A 5824-nucleotide genomic window follows, 5' to 3' on the forward strand; every position below is an offset into this window, starting at 1 on the left:
ATGACCTGGTCGCGGTCGGCGATCGAGTTGGTCAGCGACGACGGCGAGGCGAGCAGGCTCTGCACCGTGCCGCCCTCGCCCTGCAGGACCTGGACGATCTCCATCGACAGCTTGTTGATCTGATCCGGGTCGAGGCCCTGGAACAGCGGCTGGAAAGCCGTTGAACAGCACGGTCAGGTTGACCGCGGGCCGGGTCCGCTCGATCGGGATCTGACCACCCGGGGGAGGTCCTCCCCGGTCGGGCCCGCGCCCTGGTCCAGCGCCATGTACCGCTGGCCGATGAGGTTCTTGTACTTCAGGGTCGCGCTGACCGTCGCCGGCAGCGGGTGGACGAGTCGACGTCCGAACGCCACCTCGGCGACCCGCTGGTCGACGATGCGGACGTCCTTGATCGACCCCGACGACGACGCCGGCGATGCGGACATCGTCCGCCGGCCAGCAGGCCGGTCGCGTCGGTGAACCGGGCGGTGTACTCGGTGACCTGGCCACCGCGGGCGTTCGCGATGGTCAGGCCGAGCATCGTGGTGCCCAGCGCCGTGATCAGCGCGAAGACCAGGAACTTGACCAGCGCCGAGATCGGGAGCCTGCTCACGTCAGCGTCACCTCCGTGCCGCGCAGGAGCGGGCCGACCAGGGTCGCGCTCCAGGCCGGGACGGCCTGCGGGGAACCGCCCTGGTGGGCGGCCAGCAGCTGGGCGACGACCTGCTGCTCACCGGTGGAGTTCGCGACGCCCATGTCGACCGAGCCGCTCTGGTGCGCCCCGTCGTAGGACGACGGCTGGATGCCGGCCTGGCCGAGCGCGCTGGTCAGCGGGGGCAGCACGCCCGCACCGTTCTGCGCGCTCTGGTCCTGGATCAGACCGAAGCTGTTCGTGCCGTCGTAGGTGCCGAAGGTGTCGGTCCCGAAGTCCTCGGGGTTGCCCATCGGCTGCCCGGCCGGGGCCGGGCCGGGGACGGAGCCGTCGCGGAACGGGCCGTCCGGCGGGTACTGGGTGCCGGCCGGCGACGGGATCGGGTAGCAGCGCGGCCCGCGGTCGTCGCCGTAGCGGGGCTCGTCCTGGTTGGGCAGGTACTTGCCCTTGCTCGAGACGATCTCGAGGGTGATGTTGATGCCCACCCGGTCGGTGCCCGGCCGGATCGCGTCGTTGATCTTCGGGATCAGCTCGACGAGCTGGCGGGTCAGGCAGGGGAACTCGGGCGAGTAGCGCTCGAGCGTCTCCAGCGTCGGCCGGCTGGCCGCCGACAGCCCGATGATGTTCTCGCCGTTCGCGTCGAGGAAGGCCCGCAGGTCGTCCGACGCGCCGGTGATGGAGCGGTAGAGGTTCCGCAGCCCCTCGCGCTTCTCGACGATCGTGCGGCTGGTGACCGTCAGGTTGTCGAGCGCGTCGAGCAGGTCCGGCGCCGCCTGGTTCAGGTTGTCGGAGAACGTCGCCAGCTGGCGGATGTCCTCCTGCAGGTCGGGCACGGCCGGGTTGAGGCCCTCGACCAGCGTGTTGAGCTGGGTGAGGGTCTCGCCGAGCTGGTTGCCGCGGCCCTGCAGCGCCTGGGACAGCGCGCGAGGGTGGTCGCGAGGTCCTGCGGGCGGACGGTCTGGAGCAGCGGCAGGAGATCGTCGAGCACCCGCTCGACCTCCAGAGCGGCCTGGCTGCGGTCCTCGGGGATGACGTCACCCGCGGCGAGGCGGGTGGTCGAGGGCGCGGCCGGCGGGACGAGCGAGACGAACTTCTCGCCGAACAGCGTCTTCGGCAGCAGCTGCGCGGTGACGTTCTCCGGGATCTCGTCGAGGTACTGCGGGTCCATCGACATGTCGATGCTGGTGGCCGTGCCGTCCGAGACGACCTTGTCGACCTGCCCCACGATCAGACCGTTGATCTTGACGTCGGAGCGCTCCTGCATCTGGGTGCCGACCCGCGCGACGTTGAGCGTGACCGGGACGCCGGAGGAGAACACCCCGGCGTACTGGGCGACGGCGAGGCCGAGCAGGACGACGATGACCGTGACGAAGGCCAGGCCCTGCAGCACGCGCTTGGTGGACCTCATCCGGCCACCCGCACCGAGGTGGAGGTGCCGAACATGACCAGGGTGAGGAAGAAGTCGAGCACCGCGGTGCTGACGATCGACAGCCGCACCGCCCGGCCCACCGCGACGCCGACGCCGGCCGGGCCGCCCTTGGCGGAGTAGCCGTAGTGGCAGTGGATCAGGATGATCACCGTCGCGAACACGATCACTTTGAGATACGACAGCAGTACGTCACTGACCGGCAGGAACAGGTCGAAGTAGTGGTCGTACGTGCCACCCGGCAGACCGTTGAGCAGCGTCACGTTGATCCGCGACGCGGCGTAGCTGGCGAGCAGGCCGAGCGTGTAGATCGGGATGATCGCGACGATGCCGGCGACCACCCGGGTGGTGACCAGGTAGGGCACCGAGGGCACGGCCATGACCTCGAGGGCGTCGATCTCCTCGGAGATCCGCATCGCGCCGAGCTGGGCGGTGAACCCCGCGCCGAGGGTCGCGGTCAGCGCCGAGGCGGCGACCAGCGGGGCGATCGAGCGGGTGTTGAAGTAGGCGGTGATGAAGCCGGTCAGCGCCTCGACGCCGAGGGCGTCCAGGGCCCGGAAGCCCTGCAGGCCGACCAGCGAGCCGACGAACAGCGACAGCGACGCCATGACACCGACGGTGCCGAGGATGACGATCAGCGCGCCGGACCCGAAGGAGACCTCGGCGAGCAGCCGGGCGACCTCCTTCTTGTAGCGGGTCAGCGTCTTCGGGATCCAGAGGATGGACCGGATGTAGAGCGAGAGCTGGTCGCCCAGCTCCTCCAGCTGGTTGAGCGGCGCCTGGGCGGCCCGGCGGGTCCGCGCTCCGAGTCGGGTAACCATCAGAAGCCCTTCGGCGGGACGAGCTCGAGGTACAGGGCGGTGAGCACGAGGTTGATGAGGAAGACGAGGACGAAGGAGATGACGACGGCCTGGTTCACCGCGTCACCGACCCCCTTCGCACCGGGCGGCGGGTTCAGCCCGCGGAACGCGGCGACGACGCCGGCGACGATGCCGAACAGGAACGCCTTCAGCTCGGACACGACGATGTCGCTGACCTGCGCGATCGCCGAGAAGCTGGAGATGTAGGCGCCGGGCGAGCCGCCCTGGATGATGACGTTGAAGAAGTACCCGCCCGCGACGCCGACGCAGGTCGCGAGGCCGTTCAGGACGACCGCGGTGATGCCCATGGCGAGCACCCGCGGGACGACGAGGCGCTGGATCGGCGAGATGCCGAGCACCTCCATCGCCGCGATCTCCTCGCGGATGGTCCGCGCACCGAGGTCGGCGCATACGGCGGAGCCGCCGGCGCCGGAGATCAGCAGCGCGGTGACGATCGGTGCGGCCTGCTGGACGATCGCGAGGACCGCGCCGGCGCCGGTCTGGGACTGGGCGCCGAACTGGCGGGTCAGCTCACCGAGCAGCAGCGCGATCGTCGCGCCGAAGGGGATGGTGAACAGCGCGGTCGGCAGCGCGGAGACCTTGGTGACGAACCAGGTCTGCTCGACGAGCTCGCGCCACTGGAACGGCCGGCGCAGTCCCTGGCGGCCGATCTCGGCGAACAGTCCGAAGAACTTGCCGACCGGGGTGAGCGCCCGGGTGACGGGACTGGTCATCGGTCACCGCCGGAGAGCTGGTGCCGGCCACGGGGGTCGGGGTGTGTCGTCGGTGATCCGCGGGTGGATGTCGGTCGGGTGCTCGTCGCGGGCCTCGGAGATCGTGCTCCCGTCCTGAGCGGGGCGGGCGAACCGGGAGGTCGCGTCGGTCTCGGCGTGCTGCTCGCGGATCGCGTCCTGCGCCGACTGCGGCAGCTCGTGCAGCATCGCCTCGACGCGCTCCCGGCGACGGTGCACCGCCTTCCGGTCCGGCATCCCCGTCGAGGCCACCAGCTGCGGCTTCATCGGCGGACGACCCTCCAGCTCACCCGCCTCCTCCATCTCCCGGGCAGCCTGCGCAGCGTCCTTCTCCTCCGACATCCCGATCGGACCCTCACGACGCCCGTTCAGGAACTGCGCCACCACCGGCTCGTCCGAGGTCAACAACACCTCCCGCGGACCGAACATCGCCAGATGCTTGCGATACAGCAGACCGATGTTGTCCGGCACCGTCTGCGCCGAGTTGATGTCATGGGTCACGATCAGGAACGTCGAATCCGTCATCGCGTTCAAATCGATGATCAACTGGTTCAGGTACGCCGTCCGCACCGGATCCAGACCCGAGTCCGGCTCATCGAACAAAATGATCTTCGGATCCAGCACCAACGCCCGCGCCAACCCCGCACGCTTGCGCATACCACCCGAGATCTCCCTCGGCAGCTTCCCCTCCGCACCCACCAGACCGACCATGTCGATCTTCTCCATGACGATGTCCCGGATCGCCGACTCCGACTTGCGCGTGTGCTCCCGCAACGGGAACGCGATGTTGTCGAACAGGTTCATCGACCCGAACAACGCACCGTCCTGGAACAGCACCCCGAACAGCTTCCGGATCTCGTACAGCTCGGACTCCGAGCACTTGCACAGATCCACACCCTCGATGACGATCGATCCCCGCTCGGGCTTCAGCAGCCCGATCAGCGACTTCAGGAACACCGACTTGCCGGTACCCGACGGCCCGAGCAACACCGACACCTCGCCCGCGGGCAGGGTCAGGCTCACGTCCGACCAGATGTTGGCCCGACCGAAGGACTTCGTCAGTCCCTCGACCTTCACCTCGACACCGGTCACGTGTCGCCTCCTCGCGCAATAGACCGACGAACCGCACCGGGGCCCGGGAACACTGGGGAGCGGGGGCCAGTCGTCGGTGCTGAACGGCACAACGAGTCTGCGCGTCAGGGGTTACTTGCGGGTCGGCGGGGTCGCCGATCAGTGACCGTACCGTAGTCTACGTTACGGTTACCGAGGGTTACAGATCACCGCAGATTGTTGCGGACCGTGGTAACAGTGCTCCCGGTCGGGTAGCAGGGCTGGTCCGAACAGCCTGAATGGGCGCGGTCGGCCGGTTCGGCCACCACCGCCCCCACCCGCACAGAGGATCACCCGATCGGCGGCGGTCACGTGCGGGGCGTACGACAGGATGAGGCGCTGGTAGTCGTCGAACAGGGCACGCAGGAGATCGCGGTCGCGGGGGGTCGCAGGTCTGCTGGTACCCGGCCATCAGCGAGATGCCGAAGACGGCGAGCCTGCGGGCGTCGTCCGGGTCGGGCACCACCTCGGCCACCACCTGTTCAAGCGCGATCCTGCGCTGCACGTCCACGCGCGCCTGGGCACGACCGACCTCCGGGTCGATCTGGGCCCACGCCCGGATCGCGGCCTCGGCGTCGTGTCGCAGGGCCACCGTGAGCTGCTTGACCACGTCGATCCGCTCGACCGGGTCCGCGGTCGCCCGGGCCAGCTCGACGATCCGGTCGGTCTGCTCGGCCTCCCAGTAGCGCAGCAGCCCGCGGACGAAGCCCGCCCAGCCGCCGAAGTGGTGGTAGAACGATCCGCTGGTCACGCCGAGGGACCGGCACAGCGGGCCGATCTTCAGCCCGGCCGCGCCCTCGCGCGCGAGGATCGACATCGCGGCGTCGTAGTACTGCTCGGCAGCGATCTGCCGACCCGTCCTCCTGGCCACCCCGCCCCCTCTCCACCACCCGTGCCGACCCACCAGGGTGCCACGCCGGACGCGCGTCCGATCAGGAGATCCTGCGCGGCGGGCGTCCGGTCCGCGCGTCACGCGTCGGGCGGACGGAACCCGGAGCAGGGCCGGACCGGCCGACCCGCGCGCTGCCCGCCGGGGCCGGACGGC

General features: G+C 69.7%; 5 protein-coding genes and 1 pseudogene. All 6 read right to left on the reverse strand.

Annotated elements, in window-relative coordinates; translation table 11 throughout:
* Window positions 1–295 precede the first annotated feature (295 nt).
* Window positions 296–592 (reverse strand): hypothetical protein, encoded by a 297-nt coding sequence (locus tag KPL57_RS63680; RefSeq protein ID WP_226359266.1) that lies wholly within the window; start codon window positions 590–592, stop codon window positions 296–298.
* A pseudogene (locus KPL57_RS63685) lies at window positions 589–2039 on the reverse strand (MCE family protein). The gene KPL57_RS63680 and the pseudogene KPL57_RS63685 overlap by 4 nt, the downstream one beginning before the upstream one ends.
* Window positions 2036–2878, reverse strand: coding sequence for an ABC transporter permease (locus KPL57_RS63690; protein WP_020622221.1), 843 nt, complete (start codon window positions 2876–2878; stop codon window positions 2036–2038). Before KPL57_RS63690 ends, KPL57_RS63685 begins: the two are co-directional and overlap by 4 nt.
* Complete coding sequence (locus KPL57_RS63695) at window positions 2878–3651, reverse strand: ABC transporter permease (RefSeq protein ID WP_020622220.1); 774 nt, start codon at window positions 3649–3651, stop codon at window positions 2878–2880. The genes KPL57_RS63690 and KPL57_RS63695 overlap by 1 nt, the downstream gene beginning before the upstream one ends.
* A gap of 3 nt (window positions 3652–3654) precedes the next feature.
* Window positions 3655–4761: an ABC transporter ATP-binding protein gene (locus KPL57_RS63700; RefSeq protein ID WP_226359267.1), complete on the reverse strand. Its 1107-nt coding sequence runs from the start codon at window positions 4759–4761 to the stop codon at window positions 3655–3657.
* Between the two features lie 178 nt (window positions 4762–4939).
* The gene (locus tag KPL57_RS63705) at window positions 4940–5650 is read right to left on the reverse strand and encodes a TetR/AcrR family transcriptional regulator (RefSeq protein WP_226359268.1); all 711 of its coding nucleotides are present in this window, start codon (window positions 5648–5650) and stop codon (window positions 4940–4942) included.
* Window positions 5651–5824 lie beyond the last annotated feature (174 nt).

It is taken from the genome of Pseudonocardia sp. ICBG601 (assembly GCF_020496245.1).